23 protein-coding genes are annotated in these 26762 nt (G+C 71.8%); 14 read left to right on the top strand and 9 right to left on the bottom strand.

Translation table 11 applies throughout. The features are described 5' to 3' along the window. Nucleotides 1-243 precede the first annotated feature (243 nt). A complete protein-coding gene (locus ET989_RS12060; RefSeq protein ID WP_131169319.1) occupies nucleotides 244-504 on the top strand; it encodes an ATP-binding protein in 261 nt (86 codons plus the stop codon). Between the two features lie 59 nt (nucleotides 505-563). Here ET989_RS12060 and ET989_RS12055 read toward each other — a convergent pair whose 3' ends face one another. The 4 genes from ET989_RS12055 to ET989_RS12040 form a co-directional block, all read right to left on the bottom strand. Continuing rightward, nucleotides 564-968, bottom strand: a complete 405-nt coding sequence (locus ET989_RS12055) for an FtsX-like permease family protein (protein ID WP_165490162.1) — start codon at nucleotides 966-968, stop codon at nucleotides 564-566. 454 nt (nucleotides 969-1422) lie between these two features. Continuing rightward, the gene (locus ET989_RS15010; protein ID WP_165490161.1) at nucleotides 1423-1569 is read right to left on the bottom strand and encodes a response regulator transcription factor; all 147 of its coding nucleotides are present in this window, start codon (nucleotides 1567-1569) and stop codon (nucleotides 1423-1425) included. 10 nt (nucleotides 1570-1579) lie between these two features. Then, nucleotides 1580-2425 carry an EamA family transporter gene (locus ET989_RS12045; protein WP_131169313.1) on the bottom strand — a complete coding sequence of 282 codons (846 nt, stop codon included), beginning with the start codon at nucleotides 2423-2425 and terminating at the stop codon, nucleotides 1580-1582. Nucleotides 2426-2661: 236 nt separating this feature from the next. After that, nucleotides 2662-4101 (bottom strand): CCA tRNA nucleotidyltransferase, encoded by a 1440-nt coding sequence (locus ET989_RS12040; RefSeq protein WP_131169311.1) that lies wholly within the window; start codon nucleotides 4099-4101, stop codon nucleotides 2662-2664. Between the two features lie 32 nt (nucleotides 4102-4133). Here ET989_RS12040 and ET989_RS12035 point away from each other — a divergent pair, with 32 nt between their 5' ends. The 4 genes from ET989_RS12035 to ET989_RS12020 all read left to right on the top strand — a co-directional run bounded on the left by ET989_RS12035 (nucleotide 4134) and on the right by ET989_RS12020 (nucleotide 11729). Further along, nucleotides 4134-6092, top strand: coding sequence for a DUF6049 family protein (locus ET989_RS12035; protein WP_131169309.1), 1959 nt, complete (start codon nucleotides 4134-4136; stop codon nucleotides 6090-6092). After that, the gene (murJ, locus tag ET989_RS12030) at nucleotides 6085-9735 is read left to right on the top strand and encodes a murein biosynthesis integral membrane protein MurJ (RefSeq protein WP_131169307.1); all 3651 of its coding nucleotides are present in this window, start codon (nucleotides 6085-6087) and stop codon (nucleotides 9733-9735) included. The genes ET989_RS12035 and murJ overlap by 8 nt, the downstream gene beginning before the upstream one ends. Nucleotides 9736-9875: 140 nt before the next feature. Beyond that, entirely contained in the window at nucleotides 9876-10847 is a 972-nt protein-coding gene (trxB, locus tag ET989_RS12025; protein WP_131169305.1) for a thioredoxin-disulfide reductase, read from the top strand. A gap of 102 nt (nucleotides 10848-10949) precedes the next feature. Next, the gene (locus ET989_RS12020; RefSeq protein WP_131169303.1) at nucleotides 10950-11729 is read left to right on the top strand and encodes a HEAT repeat domain-containing protein; all 780 of its coding nucleotides are present in this window, start codon (nucleotides 10950-10952) and stop codon (nucleotides 11727-11729) included. 122 nt (nucleotides 11730-11851) lie between these two features. On the opposite strand, the gene ET989_RS12015 is transcribed toward ET989_RS12020, so the two are convergent. Then, on the bottom strand, nucleotides 11852-12826 hold the full coding sequence (locus ET989_RS12015) for an endonuclease domain-containing protein (protein ID WP_131169301.1): 975 nt from the start codon (nucleotides 12824-12826) through the stop codon (nucleotides 11852-11854). Nucleotides 12827-13022: 196 nt separating this feature from the next. Next, on the bottom strand, nucleotides 13023-14084 hold the full coding sequence (locus ET989_RS12010; protein ID WP_131169299.1) for a HEAT repeat domain-containing protein: 1062 nt from the start codon (nucleotides 14082-14084) through the stop codon (nucleotides 13023-13025). 90 nt (nucleotides 14085-14174) lie between these two features. On the opposite strand from ET989_RS12010, the gene trxA reads away from it, so the two are divergent. Then, entirely contained in the window at nucleotides 14175-14492 is a 318-nt protein-coding gene (gene trxA, locus ET989_RS12005) for a thioredoxin (RefSeq protein WP_131169297.1), read from the top strand. Nucleotides 14493-14514: 22 nt separating this feature from the next. Here the strand turns inward: trxA and ET989_RS12000 are convergent, their stop codons facing one another. Then, nucleotides 14515-14958 carry a hypothetical protein gene (locus ET989_RS12000; RefSeq protein ID WP_131169295.1) on the bottom strand — a complete coding sequence of 148 codons (444 nt, stop codon included), beginning with the start codon at nucleotides 14956-14958 and terminating at the stop codon, nucleotides 14515-14517. Nucleotides 14959-15152: 194 nt separating this feature from the next. Between ET989_RS12000 and ET989_RS11995 the strand changes: the two genes are divergently transcribed. The 5 genes from ET989_RS11995 (at nucleotide 15153) to ET989_RS11975 (ending at nucleotide 22957) form a co-directional block, all read left to right on the top strand. Then, nucleotides 15153-15818: a hypothetical protein gene (locus ET989_RS11995; protein ID WP_131169293.1), complete on the top strand. Its 666-nt coding sequence runs from the start codon at nucleotides 15153-15155 to the stop codon at nucleotides 15816-15818. Then, complete coding sequence (locus ET989_RS11990) at nucleotides 15815-16777, top strand: hypothetical protein (protein ID WP_131169291.1); 963 nt, start codon at nucleotides 15815-15817, stop codon at nucleotides 16775-16777. Before ET989_RS11995 ends, ET989_RS11990 begins: the two co-directional genes overlap by 4 nt. Nucleotides 16778-16814: 37 nt before the next feature. After that, nucleotides 16815-17024, top strand: a complete 210-nt coding sequence (locus ET989_RS11985; protein WP_131169289.1) for a hypothetical protein — start codon at nucleotides 16815-16817, stop codon at nucleotides 17022-17024. 96 nt (nucleotides 17025-17120) lie between these two features. Continuing rightward, nucleotides 17121-22430, top strand: a complete 5310-nt coding sequence (locus tag ET989_RS11980; RefSeq protein WP_131169287.1) for a DUF6531 domain-containing protein — start codon at nucleotides 17121-17123, stop codon at nucleotides 22428-22430. Nucleotides 22431-22627: 197 nt separating this feature from the next. Next, the gene (locus ET989_RS11975; RefSeq protein ID WP_131169285.1) at nucleotides 22628-22957 is read left to right on the top strand and encodes a hypothetical protein; all 330 of its coding nucleotides are present in this window, start codon (nucleotides 22628-22630) and stop codon (nucleotides 22955-22957) included. A gap of 117 nt (nucleotides 22958-23074) precedes the next feature. Here ET989_RS11975 and ET989_RS11970 read toward each other — a convergent pair whose 3' ends face one another. Both ET989_RS11970 and ET989_RS11965 read right to left on the bottom strand, forming a co-directional pair. Then, nucleotides 23075-23668, bottom strand: a complete 594-nt coding sequence (locus ET989_RS11970; RefSeq protein WP_131169283.1) for a DUF4291 domain-containing protein — start codon at nucleotides 23666-23668, stop codon at nucleotides 23075-23077. Between the two features lie 10 nt (nucleotides 23669-23678). Next, nucleotides 23679-25373, bottom strand: coding sequence for a fumarate hydratase (locus ET989_RS11965; protein WP_131169281.1), 1695 nt, complete (start codon nucleotides 25371-25373; stop codon nucleotides 23679-23681). Nucleotides 25374-25519: 146 nt separating this feature from the next. Between ET989_RS11965 and ET989_RS11960 the strand changes: the two genes are divergently transcribed. From ET989_RS11960 to ET989_RS15005, 3 genes are read left to right on the top strand one after another with little or no spacing between them, the layout of a single operon-like run. Then, nucleotides 25520-26410 (top strand): glycerophosphodiester phosphodiesterase family protein, encoded by an 891-nt coding sequence (locus tag ET989_RS11960; protein ID WP_131169279.1) that lies wholly within the window; start codon nucleotides 25520-25522, stop codon nucleotides 26408-26410. 47 nt (nucleotides 26411-26457) lie between these two features. Next, a complete protein-coding gene (locus ET989_RS15840; RefSeq protein ID WP_277751371.1) occupies nucleotides 26458-26592 on the top strand; it encodes a hypothetical protein in 135 nt (44 codons plus the stop codon). A 1-nt stretch (nucleotide 26593) separates the two neighbouring features. Next, nucleotides 26594-26761: a hypothetical protein gene (locus tag ET989_RS15005; protein WP_165490160.1), complete on the top strand. Its 168-nt coding sequence runs from the start codon at nucleotides 26594-26596 to the stop codon at nucleotides 26759-26761. Nucleotide 26762: the final 1 nt, after the last annotated feature.

Raw genomic sequence — 26762 nt, 5'->3', positions numbered from 1 at the left:
CGCCGAGGGCTCGGATTCAACTCGCCCAGGGCTCCGCTTGGACCTGATCCGAGCGGAGCCCTCGGCGGCTGACCACGGCGAACGTGCGCGCGAGACGCGTGGGCACGCCGGGGATGTGGTGCTGGCGCGCGCGGCGGTCCAAAACGAGGAGGCGCAGCCATCCAATCTGGGCCGGACGCGGCACCCGCAGCGCCAGGAACGAGACCGTGCGCACGGCGCTGGCCGCCACGATCCGGACGCGAGGTGGCCAACAACATCCTCAAGCACGCGCCGCCCGGCTCGGAGTGCTCGCTGACCCTGCACGAGGAGGACGCCGTGCTGCACGGCGTCTTCGTCAACCGGACCCCCGACAAGCGCGCGGGACGCGTGGGGTTGGGGCTGGTCGGCATCGAGGAGCGGCTCCGCCTGCTCAACGGCACCGCCGAGGTGTCGGCGGCGGACGGCCTCTGGCGCACCCACGTGACGCTGCCCACCGGCCAGCGCCACCTGGTACCGCGGCTTTGAACCCTTGAGCCCTGATCCCTGATCCACCTGGATCAGGGCTGATGGGTCCTGCTGTGCGGCTACTCGGCGGCCAGGCGTGCCACGACGCGGGGTTCGGGCAGCCGGAGGGCCGACAGGGTCGGCAGGAACGTGGCCGCGACCATGATCAGACCCGTGACCCCGACGCCGAGCAGCCAGGCCGAGGCGGGCACGTCGATGCCCGGCACGAGCCCGGCCGCACGAAAGGACACGACCAGGAAACCCAGCATGACGCCCAGTGCCGCGGCCGCCGGGATGGCGGCCGTGACCGTCAGGATGGTCGCCTCCAGCACCGGCAGGAGGCGCCGCTGGTTGGGTGTCGCGCCGGTGATGCCGACGAGGGCCAGCTCGGCGTCCCGCTGCTTGCTCATCATGAACAGGTTGCCGACACCGCCGGCGAGCACGATGGCGAGGGCGGGACCGAGCAGGGACAGGAAGGCGCCCATCCCCGCCTTGTCGAGCTGGACCGTCTCCGCGAACCCGCTCGCCAGTGGAGTAGAGGGTGGGCCCGAGTGAGAGCAGGCCGAGCATCAAGCCGATGGTGAAGATGATCGGCACCACGGACCGGGTGAACCGCGCCCCGCGCACGTAGATGTTCTTGCGGGCCAGCTGCCAGACCGGGTCCCGGGACGGGATGAGGGCCGTCCAGCCGCGCGCCAGCGGGCTGATCAGTGCCGGGGCCGCCAGGGCCACCGCGATGATGAACACCACCAGCGCACCCAGCGACATCTGCCAGCGTGGAGACGAGTTCGCGGCGGACGCCCGAAGACAGCGGCATCTCCCCCACCCGGGCGGCGTGCAGTGCCGCGATGAGTTCCTCGCCCCGCGTGTCCTTCACCAGGTAGCCGGAAGCCCCGGCCCGCAGCGCAGCGACCACGTACTCACGCGTGCCGAAGGTCGTCATCGCGACGACGCAGGCGCGCGGGTTGCGCGCGCCTCGCCGACGACCTCGACCCCGGCCCGGCTGGCGAAGAACCTGACGAGGGCCTCGCGGACGGCGGCGTCGTCGTCCACCACGAGGAGGCGCAGGTCGGGGGCGTTGACCATGCCCGCGAGCCTACTGCTCAGGGGGCACGGCCGGGGCGTCCACCGCGGGCCGGCGCGACCGCACCACGCCGATGGAGGCGACCACCACGCACGCCAGGGCGACGACCTCGGCGGGGCGCAGCGTCTCGCCGAGCAGGAGCAGCGCGAAGAGGGCGGCCGCGGCCGGCTCCAACGACATGAGGATGCCGAAGATGCGCGGCTCGATGCGGCGCAGGGCGACCATCTCCAGTCCGTAGGGGATCGCCGAGGACAGCAGCCCGATCAGCAGGCCGATGCCCCACACCGCGGGCACGGCGACCGGGAAGAGATCCAGGGCCCACACGACCGGGGTCAACCCGACCAGGCCGACCCAGAACGCCACCGCGACACCGGAGACGCCGGGCCAGCGGCGTCCGGCCGGGCCGGCGAGCAAGATGTAGCCGGCCCACAAGGCGCCGGCCACGAGCGCCCAGAACACACCCAGCGGGTCCAACTGCCCGGGCGAGAAACCCAACAACGCCACGCCGATCGCAGCCAGCCCGACCCAGAGCAGGTCGCGCGCGCGGCGCGACAGGGCGACCGACACCCCCAGGGGCCCGAGGAACTCCAGCGTGACGGCCATACCGATGGGGATGCGCTCGATGGCCAGGTAGAAGGTCACGTTCATGCCCGCCAGGCACACCCCGTAGGCCACCACCCAGAACCAGTCGGACGCCGACCTCCCCCGCAGGCGGGGCCGCGTCAGCACCCCGAGAACGACGGCGGCACCGAGCAGGCGCAGCCAGGCGACGGTGAGCGGTCCGGCGGCGGAGTAGAGGTCCTTGGCCAGCGACGAGCCGAGCTGCACCGAGGCGATCGCCACGACAACGAGCAGCACCGGCGCGCTCGTCAGCCTGGCCGCTCCCGCCCTCAGGTGATCCCGCACGGAACCATCTTGCCGGGCGGGTCTGAGCCGCAGTCGACGGAGTCTCGGCGTGGACGTAGCGCCATCTGGACCACATGACCATCCAGCCCCCAGAACCTGCAGTGCTCTGACAAGGGGTGATCCCACGGGGCCTCTTGGTGCGGCTCACGTCATGTGGTCCCCGTGGCGCTACCTCGGGCGGCACCTCGTCAGGAACGGGCCTTCCACCACTCCAGCAGCGCCTCGCGGGCAGCATCGTCGCCCAGCGGCCCTTCGTCGAGGCGCTTCTCGAGCAGGAACCGGTACGCCTGGCCGACGACCGGTCCGGGCGCGATGCCGAGGATCTCCATGATCCGGGTGCCGTCGAGGTCGGGACGCATTGCGTCGAGCTCCTCCTGCTCGGCCAAGGCGTCGATGCGCCACTCGAGTTGTTCGTAGGCGGTGCGCAGGCGGTTGGCCTTGCGGGCGTTGCGGGTCGTGCAGTCGGCGCGGGTGAGGATGTGGAGCCGCTCCAGCTGGTCGCCGGCGTCCCGGACGTAGCGGCGGACGGCCGAGTCGGTCCAGTCGGCGTCCGCGTAGCCGTGGAAGCGCAAGTGCAGCTCGACGAGCTTGGCGACCGCCTTGACCTCGTCGGAGGAGAACCGCAGCTCGGTGAGCCGCTTCTTCGTCATCTTGGCGCCCACCACGTCGTGGTGGTGGAAGGAGACCTTGCCGCCGCCCTCGAACTTCTTGGTGCGCGGCTTGCCGACGTCGTGGAACACCGCGGCCAGCCGGCCGACCAGGTCGGGGGCATGCCCGCGCTCGCGCTCCAGGTCGATCGACTGCTCCAGCACCGTGAGGGTGTGCTGGTAGATGTCCTTGTGGCGGCCGTGCTCGTCGACCTCCCGCACCAGCGCCGCCACCTCGGGCAGGACGCGGTCGGCCAGGCCCGTCCGCACGAGCAGGTCGAGGCCGGCGCGCGGCGCGTCCGACAGCAGCAGCCGGGAGAGCTCGTCGCGCACGCGCTCGGCGGAGATGATGTCGATGCGCTCGGCCATGTCGGTCATCGCGTCCACCACCTCGGGGGCGGGCCCGAAGCCGAGTTGGGAGGCGAAGCGGGCGGCGCGCATCATCCGCAGCGGGTCGTCGCTGAAGGAGACCTCGGGCGTCGACGGGGTGCGCAGGACGCCGGCCGCGAGGTCGGCCAGGCCGCCGTGCGGGTCGGCGAACGCACCGGAGACCACCGACAGCGCCATCGCGTTGACCGTGAAGTCGCGGCGGACGAGGTCGCCCACGAGCGAGTCGCCGAACGACACCGTCGGCTTGCGGGAGGCCGGGTCGTAGGAGTCGGCGCGGTACGTGGTGACCTCGACGGTCTCCTCGTCCGACCCCGCGCGGACGGAGGCGCCGATGGTGCCGAACTCGCGGCCCATGTCCCAGGTGGTGCGGGTCAGGCCGCGCAGGATGGCCTCGATGGCGTCCGGCCGGGCGTCGGTGGTGAAGTCCAGGTCGTTCACCCCGCGGCCCATGAGCGCGTCGCGCACGGGTCCGCCGACGAGGTGCAGGTCGTGCCCGGCCGCCGCGAAGGCGTCCGCAACCCGGCGGATCACGGGGGTGGCCAGCACGGCCGCCTCGAGGGCACGGCGCTGGTCGACGGAGAGGCTCGGCACGATCGGCCAGTCTACCGGCCTACCATGGGCGGGTGACCACGCCCCAGCCCGGACGCCGACGCGCCCGGCTGGCCTCCCTCGTCCTGGCGGCCGCGCTCGGCTTCACTCTGGCGTCCGCACCGCCGTCGGACGCCACCAGCCCGTCCCCCGCGCCAGCCACCGCCCAGCCCGCGAGCCCGGCGTCCGTCACGCTCACCAGCGCCGACGTGACCACAACCACCCTCACGCTCGCGGGCACGGTCACCAACGCCTCCACCGAGCCGCTCACCGACGTGTCGGTGGCCCTGTGGCGCTCCGACGCCCTGCTCCGCTCACCCGAGGCGGTCTCGGCCGCGCTGGAGGCCGAGTCGACCCCGGCAGGCACCGCCCGGGTGGCCTCCCCGACCAACCAGTTCGTGCTGGTGGGCCCTGACGACGCGCTCGCGCCGGGGGCGTCCCGGCCGTTCTCGGTGTCGGGGACGCTGGCCGAGCTGGGCCTCACCCAGACCGACGCCACGTGGTGGGTCGGCGCCGACGCGACCGGACGCCACGGCGACGGCCGCCGCACGGCGCTGGGCCAGGCCCGCACCCTGGCGACCCTGCCCGAGGGCACCGTGCCGGTGGCCCGCATCATCGAGTTCTCCGCCCCGCCGCGCCAGCTGAAGCAGAACCTCTTCACCGACGAGGGTCTGCTCGCCGACATCACCGACGGGCGCCTCGCCGAGCTCATGTCCGTGGCCGAGGGCGGCGACAGCTGGGTCGTCGACCCGTCCCTGCTGCTGGAGCTGCAGGACATGGCCGACGGCTACCGCGTCCGGGGTACGTCCGGCAGCACCGCCGGCACCGGCGCGGAGCAGGCCTCCGCGTGGCTGGCCCGCCTCGACGCCCTGACGGCCAACGGCTCCAGGACGCTCTTCGGGTCGCCGGATCTGGACACCGTGTCCGACCTCGGCGACGAGTCGCTGCTGGCCGCGATCCGCAGCGCCTCGGAGGACGACGCCGCCGACGGCCTCGACCCCGTGACCGTGGTGACCCGCCCCGACTCGGCGGCGCTCGCGCTGGCCGGCAGTCTGGGGCGTCCCGTGGTGGCCGTCGACGTGCCCGCGCCGCACGTCCGCATCGAGGTCGACGGAACGCGGGCCATCGTCGCGCACAGCAGCGCCCTGCCGGCCGCGACCTCTCCCCTGCTCCCCGACACCGCCCTCAACCGCCGCGCCGCCCGGTTCGCAACGGCGCGCGCGGCGGGCGGCGAGGTCAGATGGGTGCGGACGCCCGACGACATCGCGGAGGCGTCCGCCCTGCCGCACGGCTTCCGGGCGGCCGGCCTCCCGGAGGTGGGCGCCGCCGAGCCCCAGCCGTGGCAGCTGCCGCCGCTGTCGGTCCGGACGCCCGCGCTCGACGCGGCGCACCTGGCCACCGTGCACGCCCTGCGCGACCGGATGGAGCTGTACGGCCAGGCCGCCCCGGACGCCGGCGTCGGCACTCTGGTGGACGCCCAGGTCGCGCGCGCGGCGTCCGCGTGGTGGGTCGGCCGGACCGACTCGCTCGACGCGTGGCTCGGCGCCCTCTCCGAGCGCCTCGACACCCCCGGCCGGGCCATCGTCAGCCTGGACGCCACGCAGCGGTTCACGATGACCGGCGCCACGTCCGAGTTCCCGGTGACGGTGACCAACCACCTCATCGACCCCGTGACGATCCGGCTGGAGGTTGTCTCGGACAACCCGCAGCGCATCCGGCTGGTGGCGCCCGACCCCGTGACCATCGCACCCGGGGCGTCCAGCACTGTGCTGCTGGAGGCGGAATCCGCCGGAGGCGGCGTGGTCCGGGCGAGCGTCCACGCCCAGACGGTGGGCGGCCATAGGCTGACCCCTGACCGGGAGATCGTCGTGGAGACGACGAACTTCGGCACCATCGGGTGGGTGATCGTCATCGTCTCGGGAGTGGTGCTCGTCGCGACGACGGCGCACCGCGTCCGGCAGGTGCGGAACAGGCGGAAGGGTGAGGATGGCTGACGGCAGTGCTCCGGAGGCGCAAGTGTCGAGCCGACGGCTGCTGAACGCCACGGCCGTCATGGCCTCGGGGACGGCGATCAGCCGCGTGCTGGGCTTCGTCAAGGCGATGCTGCTCGTGTTCGTCTTCGGCGCCACGACGCAGGCAGACACCTACCAGGTCGCCACACAGGTGCCGAACTCGCTCTACATGCTGCTGGCCGGCGGCGCGCTCAACACGGTGCTGGTGCCGCAGATCGTCCGGCACACCCGCAGCGACGCCGACGGCGGCGAGGCGTTCATCAACCGCATCATGACGGCCTTCATCGCGGTGCTCCTGGGCGCCACGATCCTGTTCACGGTGTTCACCCCCGCGGTGCTGTCACTGTGGACGTCGGGCACCTGGCGCGACCCCGCGCAGTCCGGCCTCTGGCAGCAGCTGGTGTTCCTCGGCATGCTCACGATGCCGCAGCTCTTCTTCTACGGCGCGTTCTTCCTCATCGGGCAGGTGCTCAACGCGCGCGACAAGTTCGGGCCGATGATGTGGGCCCCGATCCTCAACAACGTGGTCGGCATCGCCGTGCTCGGCCTGTACGTGGCGCTGTGGGGCACCACCGCCGGCGGGGCGACGTTCACCGACGCGCAGGTGCTCACCCTCGGCCTCGGCTCGACGCTCGGCATCATCGTGCAGACGCTGGCGCTGGTGCCGGCGATGCGCGCCATCGGCTTCCGCTACCGCCCCCGCTGGGACCTCAAGGGCCAGGGCCTGGGCGCCACGTTCCACCTCGCCAAGTGGATGCTCGGCTACGTGCTGCTCACCAACCTCGTGCAGATCGTGGTGAGCCGGCTCGTCTCGGACGCCACCCTCGCCTCGCCGAATGCCGAGGGTGCCGGCATGGCGGTGTACAACACCGCCTACCTCGTGTGGCTGCTCCCCCACTCGCTGCTGACGGTCTCGCTGGCGACCGCGATGCTGCCGTCGGCGTCCCGGCTCGCCGCCTCGCACGACATGGAGGGCGTCGCCGCCGAGACCACGCGGACGCTCCGGCTCGCGCTGACCCTCCTGGTGCCGACCGCCTTCGGGTTCCTGGCGCTGGGCCTGCCGTTCTTCAAGGTCGCCTTCGGCCACGGCACGAACACCCAGACCTGGCCCTTCTTCGGCTGGGCGCTGATGGGCTTCGCGCTGGGCCTGATCCCGTTCACGATCCAGTACGTCTACCTGCGCGGCTTCTACGCCCTCGAGGACACCCGCACCCCCTTCTTCCTACAGCTGGCGATCTCGGTGGTCAATATCGTGCTGGGCCTGGCGTTGGTCTGGGCGTTCACGAACCCGGGCACACTCGCCGCCCGGCTGGCCATCGCCTACTCGGTCGCCTACCTGGTCGGCGCGGTCATCACCCACCGGGCGCTGAAGAAGCACCTACCGGCCTTGTCCGGTTCCGAGCTGGTGCGTCACCTGACCCAGCTGGTCGTCGCCATCACCCCCGGCGCCGTGGTGGCCGCGATCGTGGCGTGGTTCACCCACGGCTCCTCGGCGCTGGTGTCCGCGGTGGCGCTGGTCGGCGCCGGGGCGGTCGCCCTGCTGAGCTTCTTCTTCATCGCCAAGCGGCTCGGGGTGCGCGAGACCACCGAGCTGGCGTCGGTGCTGCGCCGACGTTCGGCCGCGGCGTCCGACGACCCGTCGCCGGTGCAGGCCACGGACGCCGTCGAGGCCACCGCCGAGCGCACCGAGGCTGCCCTGCTGGAGTACCCCGAACCCGGGACGCCGGCGTCCGGCACCGCGCCCTACGCGGGGCCGCGCAACCAGGCGGGCGACATCCTCGACCAGCGCTACCGCCTCGACCAGGCGTTGAACCGGCGCGGGTCGACGGTGACGTGGCGCGGCTGGGACCTGAACCTCTCCCGCCCCGTCCTGCTGCACGTGATGGACACCGACGAGCCGCGCGTGTTGGAGATCCTCGACCAGGCGCGCCAGGCCGCCCAGGCCGTCGACTCGCGCTACCTGCGGGTCTGGGACGCCACCCTCGACGAGACCGGCGAGCACGGCTCCTTCATCGTGTGCGAGTACGCGCCCGGGCAGTCGCTTGAGCTCGCGCTGGCCCAGGGCCCGCTGTCGGACGTGGAGGCTGCCTGGATCGTCCGCGAGGTCGCGGCCGGCCTCGTGTCCATGCACGCCCAGGGCCTGCACCACCGCCAGCTCAACCCCGACACCGTCGTGATCACGGCGTCCGGCAACGTGAAGATCGTGGGCTTCCTCGTGGAGCACGCCCTCCACCCCGCCCCCGGCGGCGACGACCCCGAGCGCGTCGACGTGCAGGCGCTCGGCGCGCTGCTGTACGCGGGCCTGACCGCCCACTGGCCGGGCGGCGCGCGCTACGGGCTGCGCTCCGCACCGACGGACGCCAAGGGTCGCCTGCTGGTGCCCCGCCAGGTCAACCGCAAGGTCTCGATGGAGTTCTCCGACATCGTCGACCGCATCCTCTCCCCGGTGCCACGCGGGCGGGCGACCCGTCTGGAGACGGCGTCCGACATCGCCGTCGCCCTGTCGGCCGTCCTGGGCGGGGTGGACGCCGCGAACTCGCTGGAGAAGCGCCTGAAGTACCCGATCGAGCACGTGCGCATCACCGCGCCGCGCCCGCCGCGCTCCGACCTGCTCGCCTCGCCGCTGGCCGCCGGGGCGATGGGCCCGGTGCTCAACGAGCCCGCGCCGCCGGCGCCGATGCCGGAAGACTCGGCGCAGGTGGCCGGGGCGTCCGCCGCGGCCTCGTGGCAGCCTGAGCCGGACGCCACCGCCACGCACGACCCGTTCGCCGAACCGTCCGAACCTGTCGAGGAGGACGTGCTCGGGCAGGAGGAGGCCACCGGCCCGCTCCGCGGCCGCACGGGTGACCGACCGGCCTCCCCGTGGGGCGCCGAGTCGCCGCTGGACGAGCCCCTCGATGAGCACGAGGAGATCTCCACCCAGGCGTTCTGGCTCGACGACGTCGACGACGTGGAGGACGGCCCGTCCCACCCGTTCACCCCTATCCCGCCGCCGCGCTCGGCGGTGACGGTGTCGGAGCAGGCGCCCTCCCAGGACCCGCCGCGCCGCTGGCAGGCACTGCTGTTCGCCCTGTTCGCGCTGGTGCTGTTGGCGAGCCTCGTCGTGGTGTTCGTGAACGAGTTCAACAGGTCGCGGGCGGTCCCGCCGGCGCCGGCCGCGCCGTACGCCCTGGTGGCGGCGCGCGACTTCGACCCGGAGGCCGACGGTGGCGACGCGCGCGAGAACCCCGAGCAGGCCCGCTTCGTGATGGACGGCGACCCCACCACCGCGTGGACCACCGAGCGCTACGGCCGCTCCGCCAACTTCAACGGCCGCAAGCCCGGTGCCGGCGTCATCGTCGACCTCGGCGAGGTGCGCACGGTCTCGTGGGTCACCGTCGACGTGGGAGCCGGGGCGACCTCGGCCGACATCCGCGTGCCGACCGACCCGGACGCCACCGAGCCGCCCCTGCGCAACCGCGACGAGTGGCGCCGGCTGGACGGGTTCACGGCGTCCACGGGTGCGGTGCAGGTCAAGCTGGAGGCCCCCATCGAGACCCGCTGGGTGCTGGTGTACCTGACCTCCATGCCGCGCGACGGCGCCAACTACGTGGGGGCGATCCACGAGATCCGCGTCAGCCCCTGAGGTGCGGGTCGCCGAGGTCCCTGAGGGGCGAACGCCAGCGAGCCTCGAAGGGCCGGAATACCGACGCCCGCCGGACGGTTGAATGTGGCGTCCCACCGATCACTAGGCTGGTCGGTGACCACGAGCGAAGAGGAACTGTCATGAGCGACGTCCGAGAGATCATCATCATCGGATCCGGCCCCGCCGGCTACACCGCGGCCGTGTACGCCGCCCGCGCCTCTCTGGCGCCGCTGGTATTCACCGGGGCCGTCGACGCCGGTGGCGCGCTGATGAACACCACCGAGGTGGAGAACTTCCCGGGCTTCCCCGAGGGCATCATGGGCCCCGACCTGATGATGAACATGAAGGCCCAGGCCGAGCGTTTCGGCGCCGAGTTGGTCGAGGACGACGTCACCGAGGTCGAGCTGACCGGCCCCATCAAGGTCGTCAAGGACGCCGCGGGCAACGAGTACCGGGCCAAGGCCGTCATCCTCGCGATGGGATCGGGCTACCGCCGCCTCGGCGTCCCGGGTGAGGACAAGCTGTCGGGCAAGGGCGTCTCGTGGTGCGCGACCTGCGACGGCTTCTTCTTCCGCAACAAGCCCATCGCGGTGATCGGCGGAGGCGACTCCGCGGTCGAGGAGGCGACGTTCCTGTCGCGCTTCGGTACCTCGGTGACGATGGTGCACCGCCGCGACCAGCTGCGCGCGTCCAAGATCATGGCCGCCCGCGCCGAGGCCGACCCGAAGGTCGACTTCGCGTGGAACTCCGTCGTCGAGTCGATCAACGGCGACACCAGCGTCGAGTCGATCACCCTGCGCGACACCACCACGGGTGAGACCCGCGACCTCGAGGTTCAGGGCGTGTTCGTCGCCATCGGCCACGACCCCCGCTCCGAACTCGTGAAGGGCCAGGTCGATCTGGACGCCGAGGGCTACGTCCTGGTGCAGCCCGACAGCACCGCCACCAGCGTGCCCGGCGTCTTCGCGGCCGGCGACCTCGTCGACCACACCTACCGCCAGGCGATCACCGCCGCGGGCACGGGCTGCTCCGCGGCGCTGGACGCCGAACGCTACCTCGCTGCCCTCGGCGACGCGGTGCTCACCGACAAGGCCTTCGCCCGCGCCGAGTGACCGCTGGACCCGATGGCCCGCGCCCGCAAGGACGCGGGCCATCGCACGATTTGAGCTTCACGCGACGTGAGGGTTTACCTTCATGACCAGGAGGTGGACACCATGACCAACCACACCATTGACCAGTTGCTCGCGATTCTCGACGCCCCCACGCAGGAGGGCACGAGCGCGATGCGGACCGAGACCGAGCGCCGCCAGGCCGCGATGAACCTCGGCATGATCAAGGACCCGGCCGTCGTGCCCGGGATCCTGCAGCGCCTCCGCGCCGAGACCCCCGGCTGCGGCGTCCATGAGGACCTGACCTGGGCGACCGTGCAGCACATCGACCAGGCCCTCCCCGAGGTGCTGGCCATGCTCAGCGACCCGAACCCGCACCTGCGGCGCACCGGGGCGCACATCCTGAGCAAGGTCGGTGACCCCGAACACCTCGACCAGCTCACGCCGCTGGTGGCCGACGCCGACTTCGACGTGGCCCTGAAGGCCTACCGCGCCGTGGCCAACTCGGCCGGCGACCAGGCCGACAAGGCGCTCGACGCCCTCACCGGCCGCCTCGGCGACGGCGACGCCCTGCAGCGGGATTCGCTCACCGCGGCGCTCCACCGCTTCGGCGAGCAGGCCGTCCCGGCGCTGGTGAAGGCCCTGGCCGACACCGACGCCGAGGTGCGCGAGCACGCGGCCGACGCGCTGGGCCACTTGGGCGAGGACGCGGCGCCCGCCGCCGACGCTCTGGCCGACCTGGCCGCCGACGAGGTCGCGGCCGTGCGACTCAGCGCCGTCGCGGCCCTGGGCCAGCTCGGCGAGGCGGCCGTCCCGGGCCTGCAGCGCCTCGCGGGCTCCGACGACGCGACCGTCGCGGCGGTGGCGAAGCGCTTCTTGGGCTGACCCCGACCCCGTAGCGCCACCTGGACCACATCCGGTCCGGGTGGTGCTGCGGCGTTTCGCATCACCCCTGGTCACAGCGATATGCCCCCGAGATTGTCCGGTGGGCTGTGGTCCAGATGGCGCTACCTCCGGCTCAGCCGTGCCCACACCACCGACTGGACCTGGTCCCGGACCACCTCGGGTCGAGTCATGAGGTCCCGGAACGACACCCTCAGTACCGCCCAGTCCTGTGCGACCAAGGCGTTGTAGCGCCGGATGTCCCGGGCGAAGGCCTGTTCGCCGCCATGGAACAGGTAGCTGTCCGCCTCCACCGCGATCCTCAGTTCGCCGTCCCCGAGGTCGACCCGCGCGGGCCCCATCGACGTGGGAACGCTGAGCTGCGGGGTGAAGGACGCTCCCTCCACCCCCACCAGCAGCGCCCGCAGGGCCGATTCGAAGGGGTTCGCCGCGAGCCCCGATGCTGCGGCGACGACACACAAGACTGCTGCCCGCGAGGCATGGCGGCGGGCTGCGGCCTCCTCCAGTTCGCCGTGGCTGACGGCCCCGGCCCTCAGCGCCGAGTCCGCGATGGCGAGCGCCTCGCGGAAGGGGAGGGTGGCGGCGCAATCCAGCACGGTGCGGACGGGGCTGGTCACCCGGGCAGCGAGCTCCTCCGCGGTCAGTCGCCGCCGGACCAGGGTCGTGGGCCCCAGCACGGCCGGAAGGTTGCGCGCCTTGCGCCCGTGGGGGGTGGCCAACTCCGTGCTGGCCGGGTCCGCCAGGACCGCCCACCCGCGGTGCAGCGCAGCACAACGGCCCGCCAGCGCAGCGCGCCGGGACGCAGCGACCGCGGAGCGCGCCACGAGGAGTTCCGGCCACTGCGCCGACCACTCCTCGGGCAGGAGGTGCCAAGCCGGGGACCGAGGTGGCTCCCGCAAACGGGACCCCAGCCCGGCACTGACGACCCACCCGCCCCCGATGGACACGAGGTGCCCTGCGGCCAGGCAGGCACGCACGGCGGAGCGGCTCGACGCCGCGGCCAGGACGGCCACCTCCGCCGCGCCGCCTGAGCGCATCAGCGCATCGAGGCAGGCGGCGTCGCGGGAGGGTCGTGGCACTGGTCCACCCTGACCCGGGCAGCGGTGCCCAACAGGGTTGTCCACAGCATTGGTGTTGTCCGGATGTTGTCCGAAGCTCGGGCGGGTAGCCATCTCGACCACGAACCACCCCGACCACGGGAGAGCGACCCGCCATCATCCCTTGTCAGAGCGGGAGAGCCCCGAAGCCAAGACCCACCCTGTGGTCCAGGTGGCACTACGTCGCGGCCAACCGCCGCGCGAGGGCACCGGTGCGGCCGGGGGTGCCCGTCACCCCTCCGATGGCACGTGCCGCCGCGTCGCCGCCGATGGCGCCGAGCGACATCAGGGCCGTGATGCGGACATCCTCTTCCGTGTCGGCCAGCAATCCCGCCAGGCCGGGCACCGCACGAGGGTCGCCCAGGGCGCCCAGAGCCTCCGCGGCGTCTGCGCGCACCGCGGCCGACCGGGCACCCAGGCCGCCCAGCAACGGCTCGACCGCCAACGCCCCCAGCCCCCCGAGGGCGGTCACGATGGTCGCTCGCAGCACGGATCCTCCTACCCCGAGAGACCCCACGAGAGCGGCGATGGCGTCGGGGCCGCCGATCTGGCCCAGCGAGAAGGCCGCCTTGGCCGCAACCTCGGGCTCGTCGGCCAACAGCCCCACCAGGCCGGGCACCGCACGGGGGTCGGCCATCTTCCCGGCCACGTGCGCCATCTGGTGACGCACCTCCGGATCGGGGTCGGCCAGGCCCACCACCACGGCGTCCAGCGCCGGGGCGCCGTGCTGCACGATCGCCCACGTCAGCACCTCGCGGACGCCGGGCGCCGGCTCGTAACGCAGCGTCTCCAGCAGCTCGTCCAGCGGCGCAGACGTGGGTGAGTCAAGCGCCGCGCGGAAGCGCACCCAGGCATCGGGGTGCCGGAGGCGCTCGGTGAGGGCGATGGTGTCGAGAACCTCCTCCCAGCTGCCGGAGGCCGCCTGCAGCCGACGGAGTCGGTCGAGCAGGTCCTGCTCGGCGGCGATGCGCCCCTCGACCAATGCCGCGTGCCGGGCGAGCGCCTCGCCGGCGTCGAAGCCGGGGTCGTCGAGGGCGCGGGCGATCTCCTCCAGGCCCATCCCCAGCGACTTGAGGTGCTGGATGGACAGCAGGCGCTCGAGGTCTTCGGGGGCGTACAGGCGGTAGTCACCCCCCGAGCGGCCCGAGGGCACCAGCAGGCCGAGGTCGTCGTAATGCCGCAGGGTGCGGTGGGTGAGCCCCGTCCGCCGGGCCACCTCGCCGATCTTCAACCACTCCACCCCGGCAGGCTACTGGCGGAATGAAATGTCCGCGGTCGGGGTTAGCATGGAGCCCGTTGCCCAGCCCGACCCGTTTCCGAGGAGTTCCCCATGGTCGCCGCCGTCACCGATGCCACGTTCGCCGATGAGGTCCTGAAGTCCACCAAGCCGGTGCTGGTCGACTACTGGGCCGACTGGTGCACCCCGTGCAAGCAGATCGCCCCGATCATCGAGGAGCTGGATCGCGAGTACGGCGACAAGATCACGTTCGTGAAGCTCGACACAAACGACAACCCGAACACCCCGATGTCGTACGGCATCATGAGCATCCCCACGCTCCAACTGTTCGTGAACGGCGAGATCGTCCAGTCGCTCACGGGCGCGAAGGGCAAGGGCGCCATCCTCAAGGCGCTCGACGAGTACCTCTGACCCACGCCCGGGCGGGCGCCTCTCAGGCGGTGACCGCCTCGACGACCTTGCCCGTCGCCGGGCAGGTCGTGACGCGCCGGGCGAGCACGTCGATGCGCACGCACAGCGCCACGTTGACCACGATTACCACCGCGAGCGTCGCGACCACCGAGGCCAACGAGCCGAGCAGCAGGACGCCGACGCTGGCGCCGATGCTCAGCAACGAGGCCACGGCCAGAGTCACCACCGCGGCGTCCCGACCCCAGGCCACGCCCAGCCGGACGATGTGGACGACGAAGAGCAGCCACGCCAGCACGATCATCACGACGCCGACCCACTGCACGGGGTGCAGGGCGAACAGCCAGCGCGTCGAGGCGAACGCGGGCGCGGCGAAGGACGATCCGGGGATGATGGCGAACAGCCCGACGCCCGCCAGTGTGAAGACGAGCCACCGGGCCATCGCGTCGATTGCGGTGGGGGTGCGCATGCTGGAATTCTAAGAAAATTTCAGACAAAGAACAGGGGGAAGGGCACCCCGGTGGCCAAATCCCCCTCGCCAAAGACCATTTTCGGCGATATTTCAGACTTAAGTACCACTCAGGAAACGTGCCCCAGATGCCGCCCTGAGGTCTCCCCTCGGCTAACGAGGCACTCTCCCACCTGACACGGCATGATGCCGGTGTGCTCGAAGCGCTCGTCGCCACCCTGACGCTCGTCGGGGAGGTGCTCACCCGCGACGCGAACGTCGCGCGCAGCCTCGCGTCCGACCCGCCGCTGGTTGGGGCGTTCGCTGTCGCGCTGCTCGCGGGAGTGTCCACGGGCGTCGCGCACACCAGCGTCCTGTTCCTCAACCGAATCGGTCGCGTGCGTGCACTGGTCGCCGGCGCTCTTGGGCTGGTCTGGCTCACCACCTTGCGCGTCGTGGAGGCCGTCGTCACTTGGGGCGTCGCTACGCTCGTGACACTCCGGGACGTTCCCGTGGAGACCGTCGTCACGGTCTTCCTGCTGGCGCTCGCACCGCAGGTCTTCGCCGCCCTGACGTTCCTCCCCCACGTCGGCCTGCTGCTGGGCCGGGTCCTGGAGGCGTGGGGCTTCCTCATCCTCTTCCTGCTCCTCGCCGCCGCCTACGGGCTGCCCGCCTGGCAGGCGCTGTTGGTCGCGGCGTCCGGCTGGGTGGTCGCGCAGCTCCTGTCCCGCCTGCTGTCCGCGCCGTTGGGCTGGTTGGGGTCTCGGGTGTGGACGATGGCGTCCGGACAGCCGGTGCTGGTGACGAGCCGCGACATCCTCGCCGGGACGCCGTTCATCCCGATCAGCGCTCCGACCGCACCGCACGAGGTCGAGCGATGACCTGGACCATCTGGCTGCTCGGCGGCGCCCTCGCGCTGCTGGTCGCCTTCGCCCTGCTCGCCCCGCTGGAGTCGCTGCGCTGGTGGGCCACCCGTGGCGCGATCGAGACCCGGCGCACGTTCGCCCGCGTCTGCGCACCAGCACCCCCCGCGTCCAGCCCCCTGCCCGACCGCTTCGTGGTCTACCTGTCGGGGGTCGGCGTCGTCTCCGGCGACGGGTTGAGCCTGCGCGAGCGCGCCGTTCTGGACGCCGTGGCCACGGCCCTGCCGTCGGTCCGGGTGGTGGCCGACGTGTTCCCGTACTCGGCGGAGAACCGCAGCCTCGCGCAACGCGCCACCCGCTGGCTGTGGACCCGCCTCGACCGCCTCCGCCGCGTCCGCCGGGAGAGCCTGGTGCCGAAGCTGATCAACGTCCGCAACATCCTCCAGGTGCTGGTCTCGGCCGACCCGCGCTACGGCCCGACGTTCAACGCGGGGCTAGGGCAGCAGGTCGTCCGCTCTCTCGAGCGCCACGGCTGGACGCCCGGGTGCGGCGTCCCGGTGACACTCATCGGATTCAGCGGCGGCGCGCAGATGGCGCTGGGGGCGTCCACCCTGCTGGCGCTGATGGGCATGCGGGTGTCGGTGGTCTCGGTCGGGGGCGTGTTCGGCGACGACCCCGGGCTGGAGCACATCGAGCACCTCTGGGACATCCGCGGCTCCCGCGACCTGTCGCGCAAGCTCGGCCCGCTCGCCTTCCCGGGGCGCTGGCCGTTCGCGCGCGGCTCCGCGTGGCACCACGCTCTCGCCGACGGCCGGGTCACCGTGCTCGACGGCGGCCCTGTCCACCACGACGGTCGTGGCGCCTACTTCGAAGGCAGGCGACCCGGCCCGGACGGCGTCATCCCGGCTCAGCGGACGATCCGGCTGCTGACCGACATCCTCGGCGACGGTGGTGCCGACCATCACACCCAGCCTTGATTCCGGCGTCCGGCCTTGTCAGGCTGGCCCCCTGAGCATGGACGCGAACGCGGTGGACGCCGCGACGATGGTCCCAGACAACGCGGGGAAGCCGATCGACACGGCCGCGCACACCGACGACATGCCCGCCGAGGAGACCATCGGCGAGCGCCTTGCCCAGGAGCAGACCGACCCCGCCGCGGAGGAGGGCCCACCTCGACGAGTGACCCGCGCGGGCGCCGCCGGATCGGGGAGTGCTCCCCTGTGAACGAGCTGTCCCGCACCCCATCGGCCGCGTTAGCCTGAGGAAGCCCCACTACGGCGTCCCCGCCGCCACCCCCCGGACGGGCCAGGAGGTTTCCCCATGGCCGACCCGATGCACGGCATCGCCGAGGATGTCCGTTTCGACCACGCCGCCGCCAGCACGCTGGCCACGCGGTGCCGGACGGCCGCCAGCGCGATCGACAGCCAGGCCGTCGACCGCGCCGCCTGGGTGCAGCACGGCATGGAGGACTTCGTCGGCTACTACTCCCAGCTCTTCCGGCAGAACGGCACCGTGCAGGCCTCGGACGCCCGCCTGCTGGCCTCGCGCCTCCGCGAGGTGGCCACGGGCGTGGAGCAGCTGGCCCGGGAGGCCACCAGCGAGCAGCAGCGCCGCCAGACGGCGCGCGAGTGGAAGCAGCAGCAGGACAACCGCAACCTCCTGGAGCAGGGCTGGGATTGGCTGACCGGCAGCGAGGACCCACCCGTCGGGCCGCCCGCCGAGCCGATCAGCCTCACCTACGCCCAGGCCCACACCGGCACCCGCGAGCCGCTGAAAGGTTCCGGGGGTTCGGGCACGTCGTCAGCGCGGCCGGCGAACCTGCGCTCGTTCGCAACCAATTCCTCCGGCGCCAACGAGGCACTGGCCTCCTACCCCGGCCAACTCCGGGACGCCTACAGCACGTTCAGCTCCGGCTGCGGCTGGGGCACCCTCAACGCTGACGGTGTCTGGGCGGGCTTCGACACCTACCTGACCGCCAACGGCAACGACGTGACATGGGCCAACACGGTCGCGGGTGCGTTCGAGGCTGCCGGCGGCGACGGGGTGGTCACGGCGTCCAACGCGGCGATCACGCAGTCGCTGGCAGCGGCCGGCGTCAATGCCGAGCGACAGGACCTGCAGATCGACCCGCCGCAGGCCCTCGGCGCCCCGCCCACCACCGGCTACGCCAATGACCCGGTCAACACGGCGACCGGAAACTTCCTGGAGCCCGAGCTCGACCTCGGCTTCACCGGCGGCCCGGGGACCCTCGCGCTGACCCGCGTGTACAACTCGCTCAACCCGGACGCCGGGGCGTTCGGCCCGGGCTGGTCGAGCTGGACCGAGGCCAGGCTGCGCTTGACCGACGACGGCGCCCGCTGGGTGCACCAGGACGGGCGGGAGGTCCTCTTCCCGCGCCGCGGCGATGGCTGGGACCGCGCGACCACCGAGGCCTACTGGCTGGAGATGACCCCGGGCGGCTTCACGATCACCGACAACACCGGCGGCGACTGGGCCTTCGGCAGCAGCGGGAGGCTCGCGTCGTTCGGCCGCGGGCCCGGCACGCGCGTCACCCTGCGCCATGACGGCGACCGCTTGGTCGCGATGGCGCACGAGCGCGGGCGGTCGATCGAACTGGAGTGGTCCGGCGACCGCGTGGTCGCGGCCACGGCATCCGACGGTCGGCGCCTCGAGTACGGCTACGACGGTGCCGGACACCTCGTCACGGCGTCCGGTCCGCAGGGCGTCCGCTCCTACCGGTGGGACGCCGCCGGGCTGATCGACCGCGTGACCGACGCCGACGGCGTCCACGAGGCGACGAACACCTACGACGACCTCGGCCGGGTGGTCAGCCAGGTCTCGCAGCACGGGCGCGTCACCCGGTTCTCGTATCTGCCCGGGCGCGTCACGCTGGTCGACGACCCGGACGGCACGCGCTCCAACACGTGGATCCACGACCGGCAGGGCCGACTCGTGGGCGTCATCGACGCCGACGACCGCCGCCAGTCGATGGCGTACGACCGCCATGGCAACACCGTCATGGTCACCGAACGCGACGGCCGGGTCACCATAGCCGAGTTCGACGAGCGCGGACGCCGCACCGCCCAGGTGCTGCCCACCGGCGCGCGCATCGACACCCGTTTCGACGAGGCCGACCGCGTGGTCGAGGTCGCGCTCGAGGGCGGCGGCGGGGTCGCGACGACCCGGTACGCCTACGAGGGTGACTCCCGCAACCCCAGCTCGATGACCGACGCCGAGAGCGGCGTGACCCGCTTCGAGTGGGACGCGAACCTGCTGCTCGCCGTCACCGACCCCACCGGCGCGAGGGTCTCGTACGCCTACGACGCGTTCGGCGACTTGGTCGCCACCACGGCCGCCGACGGCCGCACCGCCCTGCTGGAGCGGGACGCCGCGGGTCGCGTCACCGCAGCCGTCACCCCGTCGGGGCACCGCACCACCTACACCTGGGACGCCCGGGGTGTCCTCGCCGGCCGCACCGACCCCGACGGCGGCCAGTGGAGGTCCGAGCACACCGACGGCGGGCGCCTCACCGCGACGATCGACCCGTACGGCGCGCGCACCGAGGTGACCCACGACGAGGCCGGCGAGGCGGCGTCCACCACGGACGCGCTGGGCCGCACGATCCACCGCGCGTTCGACGAGCTCGGCAACCTTGCGCAGGTCACCCTGCCCGACGGCAGCCGCTGGGAGTACGCGCACGACAACCTGTCGCGCCTGGTCGCGGCCACCGACCCCGACGGGCACACGTGGCGCCGAGAGTACGACGTCAACGGCCACCTGTCGTCCGTCATCGACCCGACGGGCCGGACGCGCACCGCGACCGACGTCCGCTCCGGGGTCGTCACCGACACGCTCGGCCGCATCGTCTCCACCGTCGCGCCGGACGGCACCAGCCGCCTGACCCGCTACGACCTGTGCGGGCGTCCGGTCGAATTCGTGGACGCCGCGGGCAACGTCACCGCCCTTCAGCGGGACGCCGCGGGCCGCGTGACCGCGCTGCGCCGTCCGGGCGCCTTCGACACCCACTACAGCTACGACGTGTGCGGGAGGCTGGCGTCCGTCACCGACCCGCTGGGTGCGACCACGACGTTCACCTACTCCCCCGACGGGCACCTCGCCACGCAGACCGACCCGACGGGGGCGGTGACGACGCTGGTGCACGACGGCTCCGGACGCCTCGTCGAGCGCACCGCTCCCGGCGTGGGCCGGACCACGTGGGCCTACGACCTGGCCGGACGCCTCGTCCGCACCCGAGACCCCCAGTGGGGCACCCGCTCGTTCACGTGGGATGCCGCCGGGCAGCTCGTCGCCGCCACCAACCCACTGGGCGGCGTGACCCGCTACACCTACGACGACCTCGGCCGGATGGTGACGATCACCGATCCGCTGGGCGGCGTCACCCACCGGGGCTACAACGGTCGCAACAAGGTCGTTCGCAGCGTCGATCCGCTGGGCCGCGTCACCGAGGGCGGCTACGACGGTGCCGGACGACCCACGTGGCAGCTCGAGCCCTCCGGCGACCGCCTCGAGTGGGGCTACGACGCCGACGGCGTGCTGGCCAGCCAGGGCGTCGACGGCCGCGTGCTGGCCTCCTTCGTGCATGACCGGGCCACCCGCACGCTCACCGTCTCCGACCGCACCGACCCTGACCGCCCCGTGCGGCACACGGTCGTCCGCGACGCCGCCGGGCGAATCATCGAGCGCACGCGCGACGGCCGCAGCACGCGCTGGTCCTACGACGCGGGCGGGCGCTGCACCGAGATCACCACCCCGAACGGCAGCCGGACGCGCTACGCCTACGACCTCCTCGGGCGGGTCGCGCAGGTGTCGGCGGACGGCGTCGGCACCGTGTCCCTGGCCCGGGACGAGGCGGGCCGCGTCATCGGCGCCACCACCGGCAAGGAGACCCAGACCTGGACGTGGGCGGACGGGCGCGTGGTCGCGCACACCCTCACCGCGGACGGCGTCACGAGCCACACCCGGATCGACCGCGACGCCGACGGGCGCGTGGCCGCGATCACCCGCGACGGCGCCTCCACCGTCTACGCCTACGACGCGGCCGGCCAGCTCGTCGCGGCCACCGGCCCGGACGGCGCCCACACCTGGACGTGGGACGACGCCGGACGCCTCGTCGCCGAGTCCGACGGCGGCGCCACGACGACGTACTCCTACGACGCCGCCGGACAGCTGCTCGCACGGCGCGACGAGGCCGGCGAGACCCGCTACACCTACGACGCGAACGGGCGCCGCAGCTCCGCCGGAGGCCCCGCGGGCCGGATGGAGTTCAACTGGGGACCGTTCGGCTGGCTGGAGCAGGTGGCGTCCGGCGCCCGGGTCACCCGCATGCACGTGGACGCCCTCGGCGAGCTCGCGCGCGTCAACGACGCCGAGCTCTTCTGGGACACTGGGATCGCACAAGGGCGTCCGCTCGAGGTCGACGGCGACGCCGTCCTCTCGGTGGTCGGCTTCACCGGGACGCCGTCCGGTTGGGACGCCGACGGATGGCGCACCGCGCGCCCGACGGGCACGGACCCGTGGGCCGCGGCCCTGGGCTCGCTGGGTGCTGCGGCGTCCGGTGTCAGCGTCGGTCCGGGCGGACAGGTCGGCGTAGCCGGCCTGGCCATGCTCGGGGCGCGGGTTTACGATCCGATGACCCGCGGCTTCCTGTCCCCCGACCCGCTGCCGCCGGTGACCGGTGTCGCGTGGGGCGGCAACCCCTACAGCTACGCGGGCAACGACCCGCTGCACGCCCTCGACCCCAGCGGCCTCCGCCCGGTGACGGACGCCGAGCTGCAGGCCTACCGGGACTCCAACAACGGCGCGCTGGCAGCCGCCGGCGACTGGATCGCCTCGAACTGGGAGTACGTCGCAGGCGCCGCGATGGTGATTGCGGGCGGCGTCATGATGGCGACCGGCGTCGGCGGCCCCGCCGGCCTGGCGCTGATCTCGATGGGCGCGGACACCATCATCCAGAAGGCGACCACCGGATCGGTCGACTGGGGCCAGGTCGCCATCGGCGGCGCGTTCTCGGTCATCCCCGGCGGAGGAGCCGTCAAGACCGCCCTGCTCACCGGGGGCGAGGGCATCGTGTCGGGTGGCTACTCGTACATGACCTCCCCCGGGCCGCACTCGGTGACCGGATTCATCCGCGCGACCACCACGGACGCCGCCGTCAACATGGTCACCGGGGGTGCCGCTCCGCCAAGTGTCCAGCACCTGCCGGTCACCCGGTTGGACGACATGACGCCGACGCCCACCGGTGTGACAACGGTCTATCGTGTCGAGAGCCCCGCGAACGCCCGCATCACCATCGACGACGTCGGGAACGTCAATGTCCAAGGTGACAACGTGCTGTTCCTCAACTTCGGGGATGGCCCTCGGGCTGAAACGTTCCTCCAGCAGAGGCTGGACCAAGGATTCGACGGTACCCAGGTCAAGGCTTTCGACGTCCCGGACTCCTACGCGGACTCCATCCGCAGTAGGGCCGTACCGGAGACGAACGCGAAGGGTAACCCGGTGTTCCAGGTCGATACCACCAAGACCGACAGTTCCTACGGTCTCAGGGCGAGTGAGTTCCCAGCCCTCGAGGGAGCGGCGATTCCTGGTAGTGGACGGGTGATCTCTCCGTGACAATGGATCGCATGCATGACGAGAGGGCCCGCCTCCATCACGGACCGACACCGGACCAACGACCCGATGGCCTGGGCCTCATCAGGCTGACGCTCCAGGCCCACGACCCTGAGGGAGTGTTGGAGCGTGCGCGAGACGTTCTGGACTCGGTGATCACCCTCGACCGGGCCACGTTCGACGAAGATGCCCCCGGTAGCGTGCCCCACTGGTTTGTGGAGGCATGCACCCCCGAGCCGACGCCGGAGGAACAACAGGCGTGGCTGGCTTGGTGGCGCACCTTGGACCACCCGGCCAAGGCCGCCGCCGAGCGGGAGCGCGGCTGGACCCTGCAGAACTGGCTCTCGTGGATGGAGCCCGGGGAGCGCACGTGGTGGTGGTGGGACGGTCAAGTCACCGGTCCCTCGACGGCTGCGGTGTCAGTCGTGGTGGAAGGGTGGCCCACGGCGCTCGGCGCGCTGCACTGGCTACTCACGGCGTCGGGTGCCCGCGAGATCACCGAGGATGACAGCCCACCCGTCAGGTTCTGACGATGGCACCGCAAGCCGGCGTACCCATGGCTTGTCATTGGCCAGCCGGCGACCGATCCTGACTTCCAGACGATACTGCGTCCCTTGGACGGCCCACCTTCTCCCGGCAGTTCGCGATCAGACGCCCGTAGCGGCCATGCCCAGGCGCGTAGCGACATCTGGTGCCACGGGGTAGGGACGCTCCTCGGGCACCCCCGCGAGGTCACCTTGGTGCACCCGGCGGGCGAGGTCGGTCACGTCGTCGATGCCGACGATCCAGTCATCGACGTACTCCCCCACCACGGCCGGTCCGAGGCCGACCTGGATCGCACGCCACGGCAGCGGCTGCAGGTAGGCGTCCCGCTCGGGGTCCCACTGCACGCGCACCGGGCTGGCCTGTTTGGCGCGCAACCAGGCCTCGTGGGTGCCGTGAACGTCGGCCTCGTAGTGACTCAGGGACGCCGACGCCAAGGCCCGGTCGAAGCCCGCGCGGGTGATCCTCACCGCGAGGATGCGTTCCTGCCCCGGCTTGGTGCCCCAGCCGGCGCGGTACATCATCCACAGGAAGGAGGGCTTGATCCACGTCATCCGTTCGCGCTTGAACGGTGCGACGAACGTCCCGGCCGCAACGGCGGCGTCCGCAAGGGCCGGCGCGTAGGCCTGGTAGACCGTGACGGCAGCGTCGTCGTGGTGCGCTCGTACCTCGCGGTAGGGGCGCACCCCCGACGTCACGGCGTCCAGATCAGGCCTTCTTCTGCACCTGCAGCAGGACGGGCTTGGTGACCTCGGCGAAGAAGTCGTTGCCCTTGTCGTCCACGACGATGAAGGCCGGGAAGTCCTCGACCTCGATCTTCCAGACGGCCTCCATGCCGAGCTCGGGGTACTCCAGCACCTCGACGGACTTGATGCAGTCCTGCGCCAGGCGGGCGGCCGGGCCACCGATGGAGCCGAGGTAGAAGCCGCCGTGCGCGGCACAGGCGTCCGTCACAGCCTTGGAACGGTTGCCCTTGGCCAGCATGACCTTCGAGCCACCCGCGGCCTGGAACTGCTCCACGTAGGAGTCCATCCGCCCCGCGGTGGTGGGCCCGAACGAGCCGGACGCCATGCCCGCGGGGGTCTTGGCAGGACCGGCGTAGTAGACCGGGTGGTCCTTGAGGTACTGCGGCATCGCCTCGCCGGCGTCCAGGCGCTCCTTGATCTTGGCGTGCGCGATGTCGCGGGCCACGACCACGGTGCCGGTCAGTTGCACGCGGGTCTTCACCGGGTGCTTGCTGAGCTCGGCGAGGATCTCCTCCATCGGCTTGCCGAGGTCGATTTTCACCGCGGCGCCCTTGCCGGTGCCGGTGATGCCGTGGGAGTCGGCGTCCAGCTCCTCGTCGACGACGTCGGGCATGTACTTGGCCGGCTCGGTCTCGAGCTGCTCGATGAACGCGCCCTCGGGCGTGATCTTGGCCAGGCACTGGCGGTCGGCCGAGCAGGACACCGCGATCGCGATCGGCAGCGACGCACCGTGGCGGGGCAGGCGGATGACGCGGACGTCGTGGCAGAAGTACTTGCCGCCGAACTGGGCGCCGATGCCGAAGTCCTGCGTCAGCTTGAGCACCTTCTGCTCGAACTCGACGTCGCGGAAGCCGTGCGCCGAGATCGACCCGGAGGTCGGCAGGGTGTCGAGGTACTTCGCCGAGGCGTACTTGGCGGTCTTGAGCGCGAACTCGGCCGACGTGCCGCCGACGACGATCGCGAGGTGGTACGGCGGGCAGGCCGCGGTGCCGAGCGCGCGGAGCTTCTCGTCGAGGAAGCGCATCATCGCGTCCTCGTTGAGGACGGCCTTGGTTTCCTGGAACAGGTAGCTCTTGTTGGCCGAGCCACCGCCCTTGGCCATGAACAGGAACTTGTAGGTGTTCTCGTGGCCGGGCGCGGTGTCGGCGTACAGCTCGATCTGCGCGGGCAGGTTGGAACCGGTGTTCTTCTCCTCCCACATGGTGATCGGAGCGTTCTGCGAGTACCGCAGGTTGAGCTTGGTGTAGGCGTCGTAGATGCCCTTGGACAGCGGCTTCTCGTCGGTGCCCTCGGTGAGCACCTGCTGGCCCCGCTTGCCCATGACGATCGCGGTGCCCGTGTCCTGGCACATCGGCAGGACGCCGCCCGCGGCGATGTTGGCGTTCTTCAGCAGGTCGAGCGCCACGAACTTGTCGTTGTCGGACGCCTCGGGGTCGTCCATGATCCTGCGCAGCTGGGACAGGTGGGCCGGGCGGAGGTAGTGGGCGATGTCGTGCATGGCGACCTCGGCCAGCTTCTCGAAAACCTCGGGCGCGATCTTCAGGAACGTGCGGCCGTCGGGTCCCTCCACGGTCTCGATGCCTTCGGAGGTCACCAGACGGTACGGCGTCTCGTCGGCACCGATGGGAAGCATGTCTTCGTAGAGGAACTCGGCCATATCCACTCCTTCGTCGCAGGCAGGGCCATTGTCCCACAGGCGTCCCCTCGTCAGCGTGCTGGATTGCCCCGGTGAAAGGCGACGGTCCGGTGCGGCCGTCGTGGGCTCCGGGTAGAGTGGGAGATGGTCCGGCATTGCATCGACGAATGCCGCTGACGACGGGAAACACCTTGTACGGAGCCTCGATCCACGCCGACACGAACGCCCTGCTGAACGAGTTGACGGAAGCCCACCGGCCCTTGGTGGTGTCGCACGGCGGCGTGCGCGTGGGCACGATCCCCACCAACACGTGCCTCGCGGTGCGGGCCGCGCTCCTCTCGGGCGCCGACGTGGTGAAGATCGATGTTTCCTCCAGCGTCGACAACATCTTCTACGCGTTCCACGACGGCTTCGAGAACGAGTTCCTGGGCGTCGACCGCAACATCCAGACCTTGACGGCCGCCGAGATCGGCGACCTCACCTACCACTGGCAGAGCCGCCCGGGGCACCGCCGCGGGGTGGAGCGCCTGACCACGCTGCTGGCCGAGTTCAAGGGGCGCCCCTTCGTGTTCGCCCTCGACCGGTCGTGGTGGCGGTGGCCGACCCTGCTGCGCGTGCTGGACGGGCTGGGCATGGCCGGCCAGCTGCTGCTGAAGGTGCCCGCGTGGGAGTACGCGGCGATCGACCGCCTGCGCCAGCACCGCACGAAGTATCCCGTGCTCGCCATCTGCGCCACCCTCGACGAAGTGCGGGGGCTGCCCATCCACGACCCCGAGGTGAACGTGGTCGGCGTCGAGCTCATCGCCCACGACGAGGACTACCCCTGGTTCGACCACGAGGTCATGGACCAACTCCGCCGCGACCACCTCCTCACCTGGGTGAACTCCGAGACCCTGACCACGGGCATCCCGCTGTTCGCCGGCTACGACGACGAGAAGGCCGTCGCCGAGAGCCCCTCGGCCGCTTGGTCGCGCATCATGGACCTCGGCGTGGACGCCGTCCAGACCGAACTGCCCTGGCTGCTGTACCACCTGCGGTCGCGCCGCATCCACGACTGACGGACGCCGCGGGCCGCCCCCGATGGCCCCGTCAGTACGCTGGTGACGTGGATGAGCAGCAGCCCGAGCCCCGCCGAGACTGGTTCAAGGTCGTGGCGATCATCGCGCTCTCCCTCGGCGTGCTGGCGATGGTGGGCGGCACCGTGCTGATGGCCGCCGCGTTCCTGTTCGTGGGCGCCTGACGTGCTGCCCCCCGAACTGGAGCCCCGCTCCGGGGACGAGTTCGATCCCGAGTCGACGCCGTCCCACAGCCCAGCCATGCGCGCGCTGGCCGTCATCGTGGTGCTGGCGCTGATCTTCACCACCGTCGGTGCGGTGCTCTTCAGCGTGTTCCGTCCGCTGCCGATGTGAC

This window comes from Propioniciclava sinopodophylli, assembly GCF_004324755.1.
In the GTDB taxonomy this organism is placed as follows: domain Bacteria; phylum Actinomycetota; class Actinomycetes; order Propionibacteriales; family Propionibacteriaceae; genus Propioniciclava; species Propioniciclava sinopodophylli.
The sequence above is the reverse complement of the archived record's forward strand: the minus strand, read 5'-3'. Positions and strand labels throughout refer to the sequence as shown.